20 protein-coding genes are annotated in these 19,047 nt (G+C 42.2%); 19 read left to right on the top strand and 1 reads right to left on the bottom strand.

The genetic code is table 11. The annotated features are described in order from the left end of the window. Positions 1–17: 17 nt before the first annotated feature. The 5 genes from M8E35_RS23150 to M8E35_RS23130 all read left to right on the top strand — a co-directional run bounded on the left by M8E35_RS23150 (position 18) and on the right by M8E35_RS23130 (position 4,510). Positions 18–710: a GntR family transcriptional regulator gene (locus M8E35_RS23150; RefSeq protein WP_073026901.1), complete on the top strand. Its 693-nt coding sequence runs from the start codon at positions 18–20 to the stop codon at positions 708–710. Positions 711–715: 5 nt separating this feature from the next. Then, entirely contained in the window at positions 716–1,528 is an 813-nt protein-coding gene (gene purR, locus M8E35_RS23145; RefSeq protein WP_252473018.1) for a pur operon repressor, read from the top strand. Between the two features lie 129 nt (positions 1,529–1,657). Further along, complete coding sequence (gene spoVG, locus M8E35_RS23140; RefSeq protein ID WP_007777981.1) at positions 1,658–1,912, top strand: septation regulator SpoVG; 255 nt, start codon at positions 1,658–1,660, stop codon at positions 1,910–1,912. Between the two features lie 279 nt (positions 1,913–2,191). After that, positions 2,192–3,553: a bifunctional UDP-N-acetylglucosamine diphosphorylase/glucosamine-1-phosphate N-acetyltransferase GlmU gene (glmU, locus tag M8E35_RS23135; protein WP_252473016.1), complete on the top strand. Its 1,362-nt coding sequence runs from the start codon at positions 2,192–2,194 to the stop codon at positions 3,551–3,553. A 15-nt stretch (positions 3,554–3,568) separates the two neighbouring features. Next, positions 3,569–4,510: a ribose-phosphate diphosphokinase gene (locus M8E35_RS23130; RefSeq protein ID WP_073026897.1), complete on the top strand. Its 942-nt coding sequence runs from the start codon at positions 3,569–3,571 to the stop codon at positions 4,508–4,510. A gap of 111 nt (positions 4,511–4,621) precedes the next feature. Here M8E35_RS23130 and M8E35_RS23125 read toward each other — a convergent pair whose 3' ends face one another. Continuing rightward, positions 4,622–5,341, bottom strand: coding sequence for a PRC-barrel domain-containing protein (locus tag M8E35_RS23125; protein ID WP_252473014.1), 720 nt, complete (start codon positions 5,339–5,341; stop codon positions 4,622–4,624). Between the two features lie 91 nt (positions 5,342–5,432). Between M8E35_RS23125 and pth the strand changes: the two genes are divergently transcribed. The 14 genes from pth to M8E35_RS23055 all read left to right on the top strand — a co-directional run bounded on the left by pth (position 5,433) and on the right by M8E35_RS23055 (position 18,672). After that, positions 5,433–5,990: an aminoacyl-tRNA hydrolase gene (pth, locus tag M8E35_RS23120; RefSeq protein ID WP_252473012.1), complete on the top strand. Its 558-nt coding sequence runs from the start codon at positions 5,433–5,435 to the stop codon at positions 5,988–5,990. Between the two features lie 59 nt (positions 5,991–6,049). Then, positions 6,050–6,226, top strand: coding sequence for a hypothetical protein (locus M8E35_RS23115; protein ID WP_252473010.1), 177 nt, complete (start codon positions 6,050–6,052; stop codon positions 6,224–6,226). A 104-nt stretch (positions 6,227–6,330) separates the two neighbouring features. Further along, positions 6,331–9,918 (top strand): transcription-repair coupling factor, encoded by a 3,588-nt coding sequence (gene mfd / locus M8E35_RS23110; protein ID WP_252473007.1) that lies wholly within the window; start codon positions 6,331–6,333, stop codon positions 9,916–9,918. 39 nt (positions 9,919–9,957) lie between these two features. Next, positions 9,958–10,899 carry a peptidylprolyl isomerase gene (locus M8E35_RS23105; protein ID WP_309446500.1) on the top strand — a complete coding sequence of 314 codons (942 nt, stop codon included), beginning with the start codon at positions 9,958–9,960 and terminating at the stop codon, positions 10,897–10,899. Positions 10,900–11,063: 164 nt separating this feature from the next. Next, positions 11,064–11,624 carry a stage V sporulation protein T gene (gene spoVT / locus M8E35_RS23100; RefSeq protein ID WP_252473004.1) on the top strand — a complete coding sequence of 187 codons (561 nt, stop codon included), beginning with the start codon at positions 11,064–11,066 and terminating at the stop codon, positions 11,622–11,624. A gap of 267 nt (positions 11,625–11,891) precedes the next feature. Then, a complete protein-coding gene (gene yabN, locus M8E35_RS23095) occupies positions 11,892–13,346 on the top strand; it encodes a bifunctional methyltransferase/pyrophosphohydrolase YabN (protein WP_252473001.1) in 1,455 nt (484 codons plus the stop codon). Between the two features lie 84 nt (positions 13,347–13,430). Continuing rightward, the gene (gene hbs, locus M8E35_RS23090; protein WP_045574054.1) at positions 13,431–13,706 is read left to right on the top strand and encodes a non-specific DNA-binding protein Hbs; all 276 of its coding nucleotides are present in this window, start codon (positions 13,431–13,433) and stop codon (positions 13,704–13,706) included. Positions 13,707–13,803: 97 nt separating this feature from the next. Beyond that, positions 13,804–14,067, top strand: coding sequence for an RNA-binding S4 domain-containing protein (locus M8E35_RS23085; protein WP_252472999.1), 264 nt, complete (start codon positions 13,804–13,806; stop codon positions 14,065–14,067). Positions 14,068–14,375: 308 nt separating this feature from the next. After that, positions 14,376–14,654: a sporulation protein YabP gene (gene yabP, locus M8E35_RS23080; RefSeq protein WP_073026889.1), complete on the top strand. Its 279-nt coding sequence runs from the start codon at positions 14,376–14,378 to the stop codon at positions 14,652–14,654. A 55-nt stretch (positions 14,655–14,709) separates the two neighbouring features. Next, positions 14,710–15,216: a spore cortex biosynthesis protein YabQ gene (gene yabQ / locus M8E35_RS27065; RefSeq protein ID WP_366946834.1), complete on the top strand. Its 507-nt coding sequence runs from the start codon at positions 14,710–14,712 to the stop codon at positions 15,214–15,216. Positions 15,217–15,363: 147 nt separating this feature from the next. Beyond that, a complete protein-coding gene (locus M8E35_RS23070) occupies positions 15,364–15,606 on the top strand; it encodes a sigma factor-like helix-turn-helix DNA-binding protein (protein WP_073026887.1) in 243 nt (80 codons plus the stop codon). Beyond that, positions 15,581–15,892, top strand: a complete 312-nt coding sequence (locus M8E35_RS23065) for an FtsB family cell division protein (RefSeq protein WP_252472994.1) — start codon at positions 15,581–15,583, stop codon at positions 15,890–15,892. Before M8E35_RS23070 ends, M8E35_RS23065 begins: the two co-directional genes overlap by 26 nt. Before the next feature lie 100 nt (positions 15,893–15,992). Beyond that, complete coding sequence (locus M8E35_RS23060) at positions 15,993–16,382, top strand: S1 RNA-binding domain-containing protein (protein ID WP_073026884.1); 390 nt, start codon at positions 15,993–15,995, stop codon at positions 16,380–16,382. A gap of 205 nt (positions 16,383–16,587) precedes the next feature. Then, positions 16,588–18,672 (top strand): SpoIIE family protein phosphatase, encoded by a 2,085-nt coding sequence (locus tag M8E35_RS23055; protein WP_252472992.1) that lies wholly within the window; start codon positions 16,588–16,590, stop codon positions 18,670–18,672. The last annotated feature ends 375 nt before the right edge of the window (positions 18,673–19,047 follow it).

Below are 19,047 nucleotides of genomic sequence, written 5' to 3'. Positions count from 1 at the left end.
TGAAAGGGGATAGTTTGGTGGAGAAACGATTGTTACCGGTAATACTTGATGGTTATAAACCGCTGCGGGAGATTGTTTTTGAATCTATGCGGGAGGCTATTTTGAGCGGCGTTCTCCAACCGGGAGAGCGGTTGATGGAGATTCAGCTGGCTGAAGAAATGGGAGTTAGCCGAACCCCGGTACGTGAAGCAATTCGAAAATTAGAACTTGAGAATTTTGTTGTAATGATTCCCCGCAAGGGTGCCTACGTAGCCGGCGTTTCGTCGAAAGATGTTGCTGATGTTTTTGAAATCCGATCTGCTCTTGAAGGATTGGCTGCAGGACTCGCAGCCGAACGTATTACGGAGGATGAATTGGAACAAATGGAAAGGGTCTTGTTTTATAAAGCCGGCGAGGGAGAACTGGACTTAGAGCAGATTGTAAAGTCTGACACAGATTTTCATGCCTTAGTCTATAGCGCGAGTCGCAATGAACGTTTGATTCAAATTTTAGCGAACTTAAGAGAACAGATTCAACGTTTTCGCGCTACTTCATTAGCTGTTCCAGGACGAAATAAACTTGCGATTGAGGAGCATCGAATGATTGTTGAGGCTTTAAGAAATCATAATAGCGAGGAAGCTCAATCTTTAGCGATGGCACATATTGTTACTGCAGAGAATGTTATGTTCGATGTACTCAGTATAAAGAATGATCCGGACAAGGTGGATTAAAAAACGTGGAAAAGATGAAAAGAGCGGAACGGATGGTAGCCATCACTCAAGTACTGATGTTAAAACCGAATGTCCTGACTCCGTTAACTTTATTTGCAGAACAGTTTCGAACGGCTAAGTCTACAATTAGTGAGGATTTGATGGCTGTCAAGGGGAGCTTACTCCTTTCAGGGCACGGTCATCTCGAAACCATTTCAGGGGCAGCCGGAGGAGTGCGTTACATTCCAGAGATCTCTAAAAAAGAAGCAACACAAGTCCTTAGTTCACTGGCTGAACGTCTGAACGATAAGGAGCGAATTCTTGCCGGGGGCTTCCTGTATATGACGGACTTATTGTTCGATCCCTCAATTTTGCGGCCGCTAGGTTTAATTTTTGCTGGTGCTTTTCGAGATAAGAAGCCTGATGTAGTAGTTACTATCGAAACAAAAGGGATCCCTTTAGCCCTTGTTACAGCAGAGGCGTTAGGACTTCCTATGGTAGTCATTCGCAGTGGCAACAAAGTTACGGAAGGTTCTTCAGTCAGTATTAACTATGTTTCTGGATCATCTCGGCGTATTCAAACTATGTCGCTTTCTCGAAGGGCCTTAGAACCTCAGCAACGTGTTCTGATTATTGACGATTTCATGAAAGCTGGGGGGACGGCGTTGGGAATCAAAAACTTGATGGAAGAATTTGAAGCAGACGTTGTCGGAATTGGGATTTTGGTAGAAGCTCAAATAACTGCAGAGCCTAAGCTCGTTGAAGGGTATTTGTCTTTGTTGCAACTCAAGGAACTAAATCCATATTCAGGAAAGACAACGGTTGTTTCTATTTTTTAGTTTATACAAATCAAATAAGATAATTTTTATTATTAATAGAAATTTTCCTAAAATTGAAGCAGGATTTTTTTACCATACAGAGAATATTATTATGAATAGGCCCGGAAAGTGGAAGGGTGGTGATTCATAATGAATATTACCGATGTGCGGGTTCGGAAGATTAATACAGAAGGAAAGATGAAAGCGGTGGTCTCGGTAACCTTTGATAATGCTTTTGTAGTCCATGATGTCAAAGTCGTTGAGGGTATGAATGGTATTTTCGTAGCGATGCCTAGCCGTAAAACTCCTGAAGGGGAATTTCGTGATATCGCCCATCCCATTTCAGCTGTTGCACGAGAAGTAATTCAAACTGCTGTTTTGAAAGCTTATCAAGAAGCCATTTGAAGAGCTTATTTAGATATTTTAGGCGTGCTAAAGGGGACCTTGCAGTTAGGTCTCCTTTGGCACGCCTAAAAACTTTGGTTAAAGGAAATTTTATGATAAAGCCTCTTTAATACTTTCTGCCTAATAAAAAAGGATTCTTTCCTATTTTGGCGAATAAACAATTTTTAGGTATAAAAACGGCTATTGAAATCTTAGTTGCGCTTATGCCATCCGAAAGTTATACTTTACGGGTATATAAAATAAGTAGAGGTTAAACTAGAGCTGGAGGAGAATTAGATTATGTCTAATTTGGTAGCGGTGATCATGGCGGCAGGAAAAGGCACAAGAATGAAATCTAAGTTGCCGAAAGTCATGCATTCATTGGCTGGAAAAACTCTCATTGAACATGTCTTAGATATAGTGGGCCGAGCTGGAGTTGACCGCTCCCTAGTTATCGTAGGGCATGGTCGAGAGGGTGTTAAAGCCCTTATAGAGAATCGAGCGGAGATCGTCGTTCAGACAGAACAGCTTGGTACTGGGCATGCTGTTCTGCAAGCTATGCCTTATTTAGAGGGTGAACAGACCGTTCTTGTCTTAAGCGGGGATCAACCGTTGCTCAAATCCGAGACTCTAAATGAACTTGTTAAATTGCATCAAGCGCAAGGGGCTAGCGCAACAGTCTTGACATCCTATATGGAACAACCCTTTGGTTACGGTAGGATTATTAAAAAGGGTGAGAACCTCGTTAGAATTGTCGAGGAAAAGGATGCAGCTCCAGATGAACGGGAAATTAAGGAGATTAATACTGGAACATATTGTTTCAAGGGGTCTGCACTTAAGGATGCTCTGACAAAAATTACTACTCAGAACGCACAAGGGGAATACTATTTAACGGAAGTTTTTGATGTTTTACTAAAGCATGAAAAAACAGTATTGACGTATCGTACTGTGAACTCCCAAGAAGCATTAGGAATTAATAGTCGAGGTCAATTAGCTGAAGCTGAAGGAATTGTTCGGAAAAATATTCTGGAGCATTGGATGTCTGAAGGAGTTACGATTGTTGATCCCGCGTCAACCTTTATCGATGCAGAAGTAATATTGGCTCAAGATGTTACGATTCTGCCATTTACAAGGTTAGTGGGGAAAACCAAGATCGAAGAGGATTCAGTGATCGGTCCCCAGACAAATCTAGAGAATTGTACGGTTGGACGTGGTTCTGAAGTAACCTGCTCTGTTGCCAGAGATGCGGTGATCGGAGAATGTTGTCATATTGGTCCTTTTAGCTATTTAAGACCAGGCACAAAACTGGATGCAAGAGTAAAAGTAGGGGACTTTGTTGAAATCAAAAACAGTTGGGTTGAAATGGGGGCAAAAATTCCCCATTTGAGTTATATTGGAGACACACATGTTGGGAAATCCGCGAATATTGGAGCGGGCACAATTACCTGTAACTATGACGGGGTTAACAAACATCACACCAAAATTGGAGATCATGCTTTCATCGGCAGTAATACAAATTTAGTTGCGCCACTTGAAGTGGGGGAATATGCCGTTACGGGTGCTGGATCTACTATTACGAAGAATGTTCCAGCAAAGGCCTTGGTCGTTGAACGGAGCCAACAAGTGGTCAAGGAAAATTGGCATCGCGAAAAGATAAAATAGGGGGCAGAAAGAGGCATGGCAGCAAAAGAATTTAAAATTTTTTGTGGGAATGCTAATCGTCCATTGGCACAAGAAATTGTAGACTATTTAGGAGTACCGCTAGGTGAAGCAAAGATTAAACGTTTTCAAGACGGAGAGACTTGTCTTGCCATAGATGAAAGCGTTCGGGGGGCGGATATTTATGTTGTTCAACCTACCTGCCATCCAACGAATGATAACATCATGGAATTATTAATTATGATTGATGCTATTCGCAGGGCTTCAGCGCGTCGTATTACGGCAGTGATGCCCTATTACGGTTATGCTCGTCAAGAGCGCAAGACCAGAGCTCGTGATCCCATCACGGCAAAGCTAATGGCAAATCTAATTACAACCGCGGGAGCGGATCGTGTGGTAACTATGGACTTACACGCTCCAGCAATCCAAGGATTTTTTGATATCCCGCTTGATCACTTGCCTGGTGTCCCAATTCTGGCAGAATATTTTAGAGAAAAAGGTCTGGAAAACATTTGTGTTGTTTCTCCGGATTTAGGTGGGGTTACACGAGCTAGAGACCTAGCTGAACGAATTGGCGCTACGCTTGCTATTATTGATAAGCGGAGACCGGAAGCCAATGTTTCCGAAATAATGCATGTCATTGGCGAGCTGAAGGGCAAAACCGTGATTATGATTGACGACATAATCGATACAGCAGGAACTATTACCCAAGGGGCCCAAGCTCTTGTTGATCGAGGCGCGAAGGAAGTATATGCCTGTTGTACTCACCCGGTATTATCCGGGCCCGCTGTCGAACGTTTAGCTAATTCCGTTATTCGGGAGCTCGTTGTGACAAATACAATTCCCTTAACCCAAGAGAAAGTAATTCCTCAGATTAAAGTATTATCCGTCGCTCCACTCTTAGGTGAGGCTATTGTTCGCATTCATGAGGATCTTTCGGTGAGCAAACTTTTCAGCTAAAGAGAACTTGCTGGCCCCAAGCCCATCGGATGGCCGAGTGTCCTTGCAGTCAAGGACTTATGCTTCCAGAGAGTCACGTTTCTGATTAGTGTAAAAAAGGCCCCCGGGGTGTCACCCCAGGGGGTCTTTAGTTGTAGGTATTTCTGAAACAGTCTGTTCAGTTGGTGAGATAACTTCGGTTTCAGGAAAGATGATGGCAGCCTTCTCTGGAGCGGGTTGAGGTTTGACTCTTTCTTTCTTAAAGTAATTACTGATGGTGTGAGTTGTTTCTGAGGCCAGGTTAGATGTTGTGTGAATCAGATTTTTAAATGAATCACTGAGTCCTTTGTCAGACACGGTTAGTGCATTTTCGCTTCCTTTTTGGATTACAATAACATCATGGCCGATCGTCGTAATGTATTCTGCTGAAATCCATGCCTTACCATTTAGAAATCCTTCGAGTTTACCACCTGAGATTTCGATTTGAGTTATTTTTCCGGTGCTTGGATCGACGTAGTATTCGTCGGCAGTTCCAAGGGTTTTTCCTGTTTCCGTGACCATTTTTGTTCCGATGATGGTCAGTTTTTCTTTGACCAAATCTAACAATTCAGGTAAGCTGGAGGTCTTTTCAACATGAGATTCCTTGTTAATGGTAATTGCGTCATCGCCGACGCTAACAACTTTAGAATAGGGGATAATGCGCTGATCCTTAAAAAAGCCTTTAGGGTCTACGACGATTGCAGCAAGGGACTTTGTACCAGCATTTAGAATCAGGCTTTTTACATACCCTAGTTGTTGCCCTTCCTGAAGGGAAATGATAGGTAATGATAAGAATTTACGGCTGGGTTTCATAGTTCACCCCCTTTATTTAGTCTTGATCCGTTTTCTATTCTTAAAGAATGTATTCATTGCATCGAATGAATATGCTTTGGAGGTGATTAGAATGAAGGTTATTGTTGGTCTTGGAAACCCCGGTTCTCAATATGAAGAGACGCGCCATAATATTGGTTTCTTGCTGGTTAATTTGCTGGCAGAAGTTCATAAGTTGCAATTTCGTGCAAAGTTTCAGGGATCATTGGCAGAGGGGACTATTGAGGGGGAACGGCTATTTCTTTTAAAGCCTCAAACATTTATGAATTTGAGCGGCCGTTCGGTAAGTGAGCTTATTCATTTCTATAAAATCGCTCAAGAAGATGTATTAATAGTTCAAGATGATATGGATTTGCCGCTTGGCAAAATCCGTCTGCGTGATCAGGGAAGTGCAGGTGGACATAACGGAATCAAATCCATTCAAGCGGAATTAGGATCGGAAAAATTATGGCGGCTGAAGTTGGGGATAGGTCGTCCGCCAAAAGAGTGGGACCCGGCACGCTACGTGCTCGCTCCCTTCGTGGAAGATGAATTTGCTTTGTTAGATGATGTATTAGGGCGTGCGGAAAAGGCGAGCTATTTATGGATTAAAGGGGAATCTGAGCGGGCTATGAACTTATACCATCGTTAGGTTGAGTATAACCTCCTGTGCTAGGGGTAATTCTACTAGCAAAGGGAGGTGATTACAGGATGAAAATATTTAAAGTCTGCCATACTTGTGATCGAATTATTGGAGAGATTGAGTTAGATGACTTGACCAGCAATAACTCGGATCCTATAATGGATATTATTGGAAACGTGGCATACGCGCTTTGTACAGATTGTCTTAATGACATGAAAACAGAGCCTTGTAACGTATATCATTAAGGGAAGGCTTGGCATTGGTCTTTAAGATGGCAAGCAATGACTAGACGGGATCAATATCGATGAACGCCGCTGTGACCCTTATTTTGGCTTTAGGGGGCAGGCGAATGGGGGTCCGTACGGACGTTCATCTTTTTCAATTACCCGAAAGGATGGACATTTTGAATACTATTCACAGTTATCTTCGTCGGGGGCTCGATATTAAGGAGATTAATCAGTCCTTAAGCCATGGAGAGTGGCCCCAAATGATTTATGATTTAACGGGAAGCCAAAAGGCAGCCTTTGTCGCTCAGCTTTTCCAAAAGTCTAAACCAGGGTTGATCTTAACTTATTCGGAGGAGCAGGCTCAAAAGTGGGCCAATGATTTGCGTACTTGGTGTACTGATCAAACCATTCTGCATCTGCCGACAACGGAATGGCTCCCATTTGAAATATTGGGCAAAAGCAGAGAAACAACCGCAGAAAGGATTCGTGTTTTAAATCAGCTGGCTCACGATCGGAAGTGTACTGTGGTCGCCTCTGTTCTCGCCGTAGAACGACGGTTATTTTCAGTCGATAGATGGAAAAATTTTACACTTACCTTTGAAATAGGGCAAAAATATAACTTGTCCGAAGTGCTGTCTTTATTAACTACTGGAGGGTACGAACGGATCGAGACGGTTGAAGGGCAAGGTCAGTTTGCCTTAAGAGGAGGGATCTTGGACATTGCCCCCTTGGATGGGGAAGCGGTGCGGATTGAGTTTTTCGATGATGAAGTTGATTCCATTCGAACCTTTGATTTGGGAACGCAGAAATCAACGAGTTCCCAGAATAAGGTCTTGGTGTCTCCTGCTATGGAATATATCGTAACTAAGGAAGAACTTGGAGAATTGCGCTTTGCAATTCGGGCGGAAGCTCGTAAAACAACAGGCCGTCTTCAGCGTTCAGGGCGAAAAGAAGCTGCTGAACGATTACAAAATAAAGTTGATTTACTAGTGGAACGACTTGAGCAGGGTATTTTAGACGAAAATGTTTATCCCTTCTTAAGCTTAGTAAATACCCCGCTCGTTCCATTTTTCTCATATCTTACTGACGACCATTTTGTGGTTTTAGATGAGCCGCTTCGTTTAAAGGAACAATTAGAGTTTCAGGCCAATGAACGCTTACTTGAATTTACGCAGCAATTGGAAAACGGTGAAGGAGTTGTTCATCCCGAGTCGCAATTTATTGTCTACGAGGAGTTATTAAAGCATGGTGACCATCACCCCTTGATTGGGCTTTCAACTCTGTTGAGGCAGGCTCCTGGGCTTTCTCCGAAGAGGATATTTAACCTTAACGCTCGACCGTTAACGGGTTTCATGGGAAAAACAAGTAAATTGGTTGATGAGATTGTACATCGTAAGGATGCCGGAAATGTGGTAGCATTATTTGTCGGGGATGAAGATCATGTTGAACGATTAATTCAGGGCTTAAAGGATCGTGGAGTGACAGCATCTCGTAAGGAACTTCTGGATCCGATTGAGGAAGGAAATGTTTATATCTATCCATTTTCGCTTGATCAAGGATTTGAGTTGCCGCTCGGCAAACTAGTTATTCTTACCGAGACAGAAATCTATAAACGAGAGAGTAAGGCGATTGGCAAGAAGCCTAGTGCTCCTGCCCAAAAGAATATATTTATTGCGGATCTTAAACCCGGGGACTTTGTGGTGCATGTCCATCATGGAATCGGTCAATTTACTGGCATAGAGCGGCTGGAAGTGGGCGGTATAGCTAAAGACTATTTTGGAATTCGCTATGCCGGGGAAGACCGACTCTATGTTCCTTTAGATCAGTTGCATCTCCTGCAGAAGTATTTAGGGAGTGCTGGGGAAACCCTGCCTAAGCTTTATAAACTCGGGGGCTCTGAGTGGTATAAAGTAAAGCGGAAAACGCGAAGTGCTGTCAAGGAAATGGCTATTGATTTGGTAAAGTTATATGCTCAAAGGGAGGCCGTCCAAGGTTTTGCTTTTTCTCAAGATAATGTCTGGCAAACTGAATTTGAGGAGAAGTTTCCTTATGTTGAAACCCCGGATCAAATTCAGAGTATTGAAGATGTGAAGAAAGATATGATGCGCTCACGTCCCATGGATCGGTTACTCTGTGGAGATGTGGGGTACGGTAAAACCGAAGTTGCCCTTCGGGCAGCCTTTAAAGCTGTGATGGACAGCAAGCAAGTCGCGGTACTTGTTCCTACAACTATTTTGGCTCAGCAACATTTTAATACCTTCAAAGAACGTTTTATCGGGTATCCGATTACCATCGAAATGCTGAGTCGTTTCCGTTCTCAGAAAGAGCAAAAGGAAATAATTCAGGGCCTGAAGGAAGGGCGAATTGATGTTATTGTTGGGACGCATCGCATTCTCTCAGAAGTAGTTAAATTTAGTGATTTAGGCTTATTGGTAATCGACGAGGAGCAACGTTTTGGGGTTGCGCATAAGGAAAAGTTAAAAACGTTAAAGGGGAATGTGGATGTACTGACATTGTCTGCAACTCCGATCCCGAGAACTTTACATATGTCGCTCGTGGGCGTTAGGGATATGAGTGTCATTGAGACCCCGCCCGAAGGTCGTTATCCTGTGCAAACGTACGTTACTGAATTTAGAGCCGATGTGGTACGTGAGGCAATACGGCGTGAGATCCAACGCGGAGGTCAAGTGTTCTATGTTCATAATCGAGTTGAGGACATGGACAAGGTTACTAATTTCTTGAGTCAATTAGTTCCTGAAGCGAGGTTCGGGGTTGCCCACGGACAAATGCGTGAGAGAGAATTGGAACGGGTTATGCTTGATTTTTTAGAACACGAGATGGATGTTTTGGTCTCCACCACTATTATCGAAACTGGCCTTGATATGCCCAACGCCAATACTCTGATTATCGATGAAGCTGATCGTTTCGGGTTGTCCCAACTCTATCAACTGCGAGGGCGCGTCGGGCGTTCCAATCGTAAAGCGTATACGTATCTTTTGTATAAACCTCAAAAGGTTCTCACGGAAATTGCAGAAAAACGTCTGGCGGCAATACGAGAATTTACAGAGTTTGGAGCGGGATTCAAAATTGCCATGCGTGATTTAGAGATTCGTGGTGCAGGGAACTTAATTGGCGCTCAGCAGCATGGGCATTTATCTGCAGTAGGATTTGAAATGTATAGTCAGATGCTCAAGGAAGCGGTCCAAGAACTCCGTGGAGAAAAGCTCGAAGAGATTATCGAGCCGAGCATTGAGCTTCAAATTGATGCCTTCTTGCCGGATACCTACGTTGCGGATAATCAAACCAAGGCATCCTTATACCAAAGGCTGGCTATGGTGCGAAATGAGGATCAACTCAGTGAGATGGTGGATGAACTGTTGGATCGTTTTGGAACCCCTCCACGTGAAGTTGAGCATCTGATTGAAATTATTCGAATAAAATTACTGGCAAGTTCGTTGAAAATCGAACAAATTCAACAAGCCAAACAAAATGTCAGCCTTCGTTTCTTGGCAAATATCAATTTCCTAACGGGAGAACATTTGATGTCTGCGGCTTCAGCTTCCCCCTATCCATTGTCGTTTAGAACTATGCAAAATGGAAATCTAGAGTGCAAGGTTCGTATCCGTACGCTTGACCAAGAAGTGGCTATTAAGGCTGTCTACAGGGTGCTTTCGACATTTTGCGACATTGCTTCAAGGACAACTCCTTGATATACTATTCCCATGTCTAATTGAAAGGGTGTGTCTATATTGAAAAAGTCCCGCGTGGGGTTAATTTATGGAGTCCTGGCGTTGATGTTTGTGACCACGGGGTGCTCTTCGCTGGTTGGCGGTAAATGGGCTGTTAAAGTTAACGAAAGTTCGATCTTAGTAAAAGATTATGATGCCCGCGTTACTGAAGCACAAAAAATTTATGAAAAACAAGGTATGAAATTTGACACTGATCAAGGAAAGCAAGCATTGCCTCAAATCAAAAACCAATTATTAGATCGTATGATAGAAGGGGAACTGATTGCTCAAGAGGTTAAGAAGCTTGGACTTGATCCAGAGGATGCCAAAGTAAAAGAGCAAGAAGATATTATTAAAAAGAATATGGGCGATGAAACAACATTTCAAGATACACTGGTACAGCAGGGTATGACAGAACCTGAATTAAGGAATTTTTTGGCAGTATATGAGAAGGTCACCAGTGACGTCAAGGTAAGCGATGAAGATATAAAGAATTTTTATGATCAAAATATTTCGTATTACAGTCAGCCCGAAAGTGTAAAAGCACGGCATATTTTGGTTAAAACTGAAGATGAGGCTAAGGCAATTATAGCGCAACTTAGCACGGGAGTTAATTTCGAACAACTTGCGAAAGAAAAGTCCATTGAGCCCGGGGCAAATGAGTCTGGCGGAGATCTGGGAACGTTTACTAAAGGGAAAATGGTTCCTGAATTTGAAACTGCAGCCTTTGCTCAAGAAGTGGGTACCTTTTCGTCAGCTCCTGTAAAAACAGAATTTGGTTATCATGTTATCAAGGTTGAAGCTCACACACAGGCTTCATCACCAGACTTCGCGAAGGTGAAAGATCAAGTGGGGCAAGACGCATTAAATCAGGCAAAAGACACCAAGTTTCAGACGTATTTTGACGACCTTCGTAAAAATGCAAAAATAGAGTATTCTCAAGGATATAAGCCAGAAAGTTAATAAAACGAGCGTAAGAAGGCATTTAGAAAATGCCTTCTTATATTTTACCTTGGAAAATAATGAATAATTGGCAATCTCTAGATATATACTATCATTGAATTTAGCTCGCAAAAGGACAAGACGAAATATGTTTTCGGGAACGACAAAAGGAGGAATGTACGTCTATGAAAGCAACAGGTATAGTAAGAAGAATTGATGACCTCGGTCGTGTCGTTATTCCAAAAGAAATTCGTCGGACTCTTCGTATTCGAGAAGGAGATCCGTTAGAGATTTTTGTAGATCGGGAAGGGGAAGTAATATTAAAGAAATATTCTCCTATCCGTGAATTGGGAGAGTTTGCTAAGGAATATGCTGATTCTTTATTCGAATCTACTGGGCATATTACTTGTATCGCAGACAGAGATACGATCATTGCAGTCGCTGGTGCGTCAAAGAAAGAGTATCTAAATAAAGCGATAGGACCAGCTATTGAACAAGCTATGGACGAAAGAAAAACTATTCAAATAGGCGTTGCAGGAGAACATACCTCCTGTAAAAGTTGCCCTGAAAATGAGGATGAAGATTGTAAGGTTACCAGTGAAGTTGTTGCACCGATTATTTCACAAGGAGATCCAATAGGTGCGGTGATCCTAATGTCCAAAGATTTAAACATGAAGATGGGTGAATTGGAGGTCAAGTTAGTTGAAACTGCCGCAGGTTTCTTAGCAAAGCAGATGGAACAATAAGCATTAGCAAAGCAATACATAATAAAGCGGTCCTGCCGCTTTATTTTTTATACCCGGGCACCTTGCCATCCACCGCGATACTCTAATCTCTAATGTCCTGTTCGAGTCATGGCCAGCGCATACGTACAATTAAGACGTCTCCTGTCCTTAAGACCTTGGCGCTTGTCGAGTTTTCTTGTGGCGGTTAGACCCGCATGTTCCAGCCACTCTTCCTTTCTATGCCCGTTAGGCAGTTTGTGGTAAACTATTTTAGGAGGTGATACCTAAATGTCTGCGTGTCTTCATGTAATTGGGTTAGGTCCTGCCGGCCTAGAGCAGCTAACCCTTGGAAACTATCGGCGTATATGCAGTGCAAAGAAAATCTTTGCGCGCACAGCCCAGCATCCTTGCGTTCAAGAATTAATGGCTGAGGGTGTAAGTGTCGAATCATTTGATGAAATCTATGCTGCAGAAACATCCTTTGAGGCGGTATATGAAAAGATCACAGAGCAATTGCGTAACGAATTAAAAAAGAGGGCTGAGGTCATCTATACAGTACCGGGTCATCCCATGGTTGCAGAAAGGACAGTACAACTTATTGCGGAAAGACTTGCTCCAGAATATAACGTTGTGATTCATCCAGCGATGAGCTTTGTGGATGAGATTTTCAGAGTCTTGAAGTTCGACCCTATCGATGGAGTGTCAATACGAAACTATGATGCCCTCAAAGATGTTGAACTAACAGGGCGGGAATGGCTTGTTATTCCTCAAGTTTATAATAAGTTAATCGCCTCAGAGGTCAAATTAGATCTTATGAATGCCTATCCAGATGATGCATGGGTATATGTAGTCCAGGCTTTGGGAACTAAATTAGAACACGTGGACAAGCTTCCGCTTTACGAGATGGACCATAGAGACTTCGATCATTTAACGACGATTGTTTTGCCTCCTAACTCAGAGGTCATCTCTTTTTATAAGTTGGTCAAAGTTATGAGGACCTTGCGTGCAGAAGGAGGGTGTGCATGGGATAGAGAACAAACACATGATACGTTAAAGCAATATCTGATTGAAGAAAGCTATGAAGTTCTTGAAGCAATCGAAAAAAAAGATATGTATAATTTGTGTGAAGAGTTGGGAGACTTATTATTGCAAGTAGTTTTTCATGCTCAGATCGCTACTGAGGCCAGTATTTTTGAAGTTCAAGATGTATTGCGCGGGGTTATTCAAAAAATGATTCGCAGGCATCCCCATGTTTTCGGCGAAGAGCAGGCTGAAACTGCAGATGATGTCATCCTTACTTGGGATAGAATTAAGCTGAAAGAGAAGGAGAGCGATAAGAGAAGAGACTTCTTTAATGATCCCAAGGGGTTGCCGTCACTCATGTGGGCCGCGTCAACTCAACGCAGAGTTGCCAAGACAGGGTTTGACTGGTCAGATATCGAGGGGCCTTGGGGTAAGGTTAAAGAGGAATTACAAGAGCTGGAAAGTGCTTTAACTGATGGGATTGGGATCCGGGAAGAACTAGGTGATTTATTGTTCTCCATCGTTAATCTCTCTAGATTTTTAAAGCTTGATACTGAAGAGGTTTTAAGGGACACTATACATAAGTTTCAGAAACGTTTCCTAAAAATGGTTGAATTAAGCGAGAAAAATGATGTAGATTTTGAGCAACTTTCCCTTGATGAAATGGATATTTTTTGGGAAAAAGCAAAATCTCAAGAAAAAAGTGGCAATAAGGTGTAATATAATCTAAAAAAAGCAGGAGATTGGTTATTTATCGCGAAATATAATTTACGTAGTAGATCAGTTATTTAGGAGGGACTCATTTTGAATAAGGCTGAATTAGTTAGCGCAGTTGCGGAGAAGGCCGACATGTCCAAGAAGGATGCTGAAAAAGCAGTAAAAGCTGTTTTTGAAGTGATCGAGGAATCGTTGGCACAAAGTGAAAAAGTCCAACTAGTTGGTTTTGGGACATTCGAAGTTAAAGATCGTGCAGCACGGACTGGAAGAAACCCACAAACGAAGGAAGAAATCCAAATTCCTGCGGCTAAGGTACCCGGCTTCAAGGCAGGTAAAGCTCTCAAGGACGCGGTACAAAAATGAGTCTTCGGACTGGTGATAAAGTCAGGTTCCATTTCTGGAACCTGACTTTGTATATCCGTGAAAGTTAAACTATTTAAGTTTTTAAGGCGGGGTTGGTATGCGAATTGATAAATATTTAAAAGTATCTCGACTCATTAAGCGTCGAACGGTTGCTAAAGATGTTTGTGTGGGAGAAAAAATTTCAATTAACGGAAAAGTCTCTAAACCCTCGGCAGATGTCAAGCCAGGGGACCGTATCACTCTGGAGTTTGCAAATCGTTTGATTGAAGTCCAAGTGTTATCGACTCCGAACAGTATAAAAGCTAACGAAGCGCAGACACTCTACGAATTGATTCGAGATGAACGAAAGACAGAGTCTTAAGTAAAAGACTCTGTCTTTTCTATATATTCCTGGGTTTCACCAAAATTAAGTGAGGATCGTGCACATTTTCCGGATTACACTTCAGCTCAGTATCATTACGTAAGAGGCGCAAACAATGCCTCAGTGACCCTAACTCACGAACTGTTAAGGATTACCCTGTCCAGGGGAGGAACTAAGCTTAGAGAGCCGGTTTCGACTGAAATCGGTACGAACTCTAAGTGCGCTCTAAGAAACTAACTCCCAAGATGTCTAAAGTACAGGCCGGCTGAATAGGGTTATATGAAGAAAAAGAGTTAGGGGGATGGGGCATGGTCGATAAAGTTGCCAAGGGACATCGCCTTGTCATGCAGAATCGTGAACTTATTGAATTGACAGGGATCCTAAAAGTTCAGTCCTTTGACCCCAAGGAAATTGTTCTGGAAACAGAACTTGGGATATTGAGTGTCAAAGGGGATCAGTTAGGCATTAAATTGCTCAATCTTGAGGAAGGTTTAGTGGATCTTCAAGGATCAGTTGGTGCTTTAATTTATCATCGAAGTTCGAGCAATGCTGCGCGTCGAGGATTTTTGAACCGTGTGTTTCGTTAAAAAGCGAACGATTCCTCCATAGCTTGAAGAATGAAGAAAGAGAGGAGGAAGAACAATCTCAGAATTCGAGACTTTCTTTTGGGTAATCCTTGCTGGAGCAACCGTCGGTTTGGTTTTTGACTTTTATCGTTCTTTTCGTCGCTGGCAAGACTTTGGACAAATTTTAACCTTTATAGGGGATGTGATTTTTTCTTTAATTTCCATAGTGATTCTTTTTTACTTTTTTGAAAGAGCTAACGCGCTAGACTTTCGCTTTTACATTATTTGGGGAAGCCTGCTGGGCTTAGGGCTGTATCTGAAAATATTTAGTTATTTTACGTTACGTGCTTGTTTCGGATTCTACAGACTGATATCCTTTCTTGCTAAACTTATTCACAGAAGCATCAAGATTCCAATTAGGGGTTTGGTAATCATAATGAGACCCCCTTATGCGATATTGCACTGGTTGAGTTTGCTTCTTTATAGAATTGGAGAAGTTATTCTTTTTAAGCGAGCCAGACGTATTAAAAGAAGGCTCAGAGATTGGTGGAAGGGGCTTCTGCCACCAAGAACAAATGGTTAAAATTTCCCAGAGGTCTTGATTCCTTAATGCTGAGTGCTATAATGGAATTACCCGTTGGTTTGTAAACGGTTTGTAAACAGATTGTAGGTGATCTGTCCACAATCTATCCACAATTTGTGGATAACTTTTAAGCAAGGGCGTGCCACAGTGCAACTAGAAATTCGAGGCTTGGAAAAACTTAGTTTTCGGGAACGCCAAGCAGTGATTCTCAAGGAAAGTGGAAAGTCGCTGGAAGACATCGCAAAACGGCTTCATCTCAGTCAGAGTTCGGTCGCGACTCTATTAACCCGCGCAAGAAGTAAAGGATATGAAATTGTCTGTATCATTCCGGGCGGGGAACTTGGTATAGGAGGAGAGGAATTGGATGAAGAGGGCTCGTCTGAAGAGTAACCCAAAAAATCGCCAAAGGGTCCGAATTCGTCGCAGTTCTATTCTTATTTTGGTGGTGTTTATGGCGATAGTTGGGAGCTCAGCTTGGCAGATATGGAAACTCCGAACTCGGGTTGAGGATCAACTAGCTCAATTGAATCAAGAAAAGACCAAATTACTTCAACGGGAAAAGATTCTTAATGATGAGATTACTCGGTTAAATACACCAAGTTACATCGAACAGTTAGCCCGAGAACAGCTAGGTCTTGTGAAACAAGGCGAAATTCTCATTTCTCCCAAGAATTAGTACGCCACATTAGTCTACTTAACCTTGACAGGCATGAAATGTACTGCATATAATATAGAGTAAGTATAGATAGATCATCACAAGGAGGAGTTTGCTTCGTATGGCCATTGACGTTGGCAGTATTGTTGAAGGTGTCGTAACAGGGATCACGAACTTTGGGGCATTTATTGAATTACCGGATAGAATCACCGGACTTGTACATATCTCGGAAGTCGCTGATGCCTATGTCAAGGACGTTCGAGATTACTTAAAGGAACAAGATCATGTAAAAGTTAAGGTCATTCACGTTGATGAAAAGGGAAAAATTGGACTCTCGATTAAACAAGCAAATCCCCCTGTTCGCAATGTGAGTCGTGAACGCCGTCTTCCGCCAACAGTGTCCTTTGAGGATAAATTGGCTAAGTTTATAAAAGACAGTGATGAACGTCAGACTGAATTCCGTCGGGCCACAGACTCTAAACGTGGAGGCAGAGGATCAAGCAGATACTAGAACATAACCGCCGGAAAGGCGGTTTTTTTATTACAAAAAATAAAAATGCTGGCATATTTATCAGGCACATAGTGTTATCGCGAGATTTTAGTGAGATTTACTGTGAACAACGTCGAAAGTTGCTGTGCTTTATTGACTTTACTAGACAAGCTTTGCCAATAATTTGCGTTATAATGTTTCCAATAAATGGTTAAGAGGTGACATTATGGCAGAATGGGCAACATTAAAACTGGATCAAGGTCTGCGAAGCAGAATTTCAATTGAAAGTGCGTTTCTTCCTTTGATACTTGGGGGAGTGTTGGCGCGAGGAAGCATATTTGGGTTACATCCCTTTGGGGTGGCGTTCGGAGCAGCCTTGATACTGAGAGGAGAAAAAGGGTTTCCTTTTGGTTTGCTGGGTATTCTGATGGGTATGATTTCATTGAACGACATATCTTTCACTTTACAGGGTGTGGCTATGTTAGCCGCTTTAATGGTGATTGTGCCTTCTTTGCGTAAAAAGAAGCATCAGGGGATTTTTTTAGTTGCCTTAACGACTTTGATGACAGCCCTAGTTCCTTCTCTTTCTATTAGCTTCGCAAATCCTGATCTATATGCCTTTCTTATAGTTGCACTTCAGGGGATAATTTCTGGAGGATGCTCAATTATTTTTTGGTTTGCTTTATGTCATCAGGAGCCCATTTGGAGTGGGGAGTTCCAGAATGAACAAGGGATTGCTTGGCTTTTCATCCTTATTGGTGTAATTAGCGGTCTTCAAGGGGTTCAGGTTATGGGAATCAATTTCCCAATCGTCCTATTGAGTTTCTTTACGTTATTTGTATCGGAACGTTACGGAGCAGGGACGGCTGCGGGTGTAGGAGCGTTACTTGGTTTTATGCCTCAATTATCGGTAAATACTCAGAATCTCATAGATGCTGGAATATACGGATTAGCCGGTTTTTGCACGGGGGCTTTTCGGCGGTTAGGTAAACTGGGAATCGGGACCGCTTTTATTTCGGTGATGCTGATACTTACCGTCTTTTTGCGGCAGGAGGCAATATATTCGCAGCTCATTTCCTCTACAGCGGGTCTTTTCCTCTTTTTAATATGGCCAGGAGCAACCCCGGAAAAAGATTTCTTAAAACCTAAGGTAATTCCAGAGGTTGAGACCACGGTTTCCAAAGTCAAAGCATTGTCAGAGATTTTCGATCAAATAGCCTTAAGTTATCAAGCCGCAGAGGTAGAATCATTTGAGATGCGTCCAGAAGTTCCAGAATTAATGAATGTTCTGGTTGAGCGTGTATGTCATTCTTGCCCAACAATGGATGTGTGTTGGAACCGAGAGTTTTATAAAACATACCATATTTTCTTTGAACTTTTTGGATTGGTCGAAAAGCAAACAGACGTAAAGTTACAGGCCTTACCCATCGAATGGAAACGTCATTGCGGGAGATTAAAAGAGATGCTATTGGGAGTGCAGTTTATCATTGAGCAAGAGAAGAACCAAGAAACATGGCGTCGCCGCTTGCTTCTTAATCAAGAAGCATTGTCTCGCCAATTTCTAAATGTTTCGCAGGTTATAGGAAACCTAGCCAAGGAACTTCATACACAGCATAACTGGGAAGTAGTAAAACCATCGAATTTAGCCCGTCGCCGCCGCTTTTTTCTTGATGTGGGGATAACAACATTTACGAAAACCGGAAATGGAATGAGCGGGGATAATTATGCTTCTATTGCTTATTCCACAAAGGAACATGCATTTGTTTTAAGTGATGGTATGGGTGTTGGGGAAAATGCAGCCAAAATGAGTGCGACGGCATTAACCCTTCTTGAGCAACTCCTGACAACAGGGTTCAAACCTGAAGGCGCGATCCAAGCCCTGAATTCGATTTTGGTACTGCGTTCTCCCGAAGAAAGTTTCGTTACAATTGATATGGCAATTCTTGATTTAGAGTCCACTAACTTAAAGTTAATTAAAGTGGGGGCCTCGCCCTCCTATTTAATCGGTCAAGATGGAGTAAAAGTTATTGAATCTTCAAGCCTTCCTGCGGGAATTTTAAACCAGATTGACACTCCTGTTATTGAATTGGAAATGCAGAGCGGGGAAGCCTTGGTTTTATTGACGGATGGGGTTCAAGATGTTTTAAAGGAAGGAACGGATTGGATCAAAGACTATTTAGAGAAAACGCCCTTAGTCAAATCTCAAGAAATTGCAGATCTAATTGGACAGGAAGCCCGCCGTTTAAGCGGAGGGACTTTAGATGATGATGGAATAGTTTTGGTCATTCGAAAAAACTTTTGGAATCAATAATTGATCTTAAGATGCCGCGCTGGTTTTAATTAGGGTTACTCAGGAGTGCAAAAATTTTAAAATGTGGGAAAACTCGCCTGAAAAGATTAGGTATGAAGAAGGATATCAGAAATGCGTGTCGAATCAAACTATTGTAATCAAATCTGAAAATGCCCAGCACCGGGAGTTTGTTAAACCGAAAATTCCAAAAAGTTAAGTTTAGGAAATACTAACCTCGGAGGTGTTTTTTATATTAAAAATACGTTTGTGGATATACTAATCACGTTTGATTAGTAATATTAAGGTATAGGACCTACGCTTTAATAATAGTTTAACTAATGGTGCGGGTAAGCTTTCCATATCTAAGTTACTGGAAAGTAGAAATTGAATTGAGGG

The sequence above is a fragment of the Desulfosporosinus nitroreducens genome (genome assembly GCF_023897015.1).
Classification (GTDB): Bacteria; Bacillota; Desulfitobacteriia; order Desulfitobacteriales; family Desulfitobacteriaceae; genus Desulfosporosinus; species Desulfosporosinus nitroreducens.
Note: the sequence above shows the minus strand (reverse complement) of the source record. Positions and strands in the feature narration are given on the sequence as shown.